The 401-nt window shown below is 55.6% G+C and carries 1 pseudogene; it reads left to right on the top strand.

What is annotated here, in order from left to right:
• Positions 1–60: 60 nt before the first annotated feature.
• A pseudogene (locus SB724_RS19460) lies at positions 61–294 on the top strand (low affinity iron permease family protein); the annotation flags it as partial.
• Positions 295–401: the final 107 nt, after the last annotated feature.

Raw genomic sequence — 401 nt, 5'->3', positions numbered from 1 at the left:
GGGCGGTCGCCGTACTGATTCTTTGGGCCCTGCCCGGTCCGTTGCTGGGTTTTCTCCGATACTTGGAAACTGGTCGTCAACACGAGTACCACCATGGTGATTTTCCTAATGGTTTTCATCATCCAGAGCACTGCAAACGGGGATACGGTGGCGATGCATGTGAAGCTGGACTCCACCATGCTTGAGCGGAAGGTCAGTAACGCCAAATTCTACGATTCGGAGAATGAGGGTGTGAAGGAACTTGAGAAGCAGCGTAAGCGCATCGAGGATGAAGATCAGCACGATAATGAGTAGGTGAGTCAGTGCCGGGATGGGTAGCCATCGACTCGGGGGCAGACAGACGGCAGCGTAAGCCTCCAGAGGTCGCAGGCCACGCAGTCCGGACGCGCGGATGAAAAGAC

It is taken from the genome of Bacillus sp. SIMBA_031, from assembly GCF_046535225.1.
GTDB classification, from domain to species: Bacteria; Bacillota; Bacilli; order Bacillales; family Bacillaceae; genus Bacillus; species Bacillus velezensis.
Note: the sequence above shows the minus strand (reverse complement) of the source record. Positions and strands in the feature narration are given on the sequence as shown.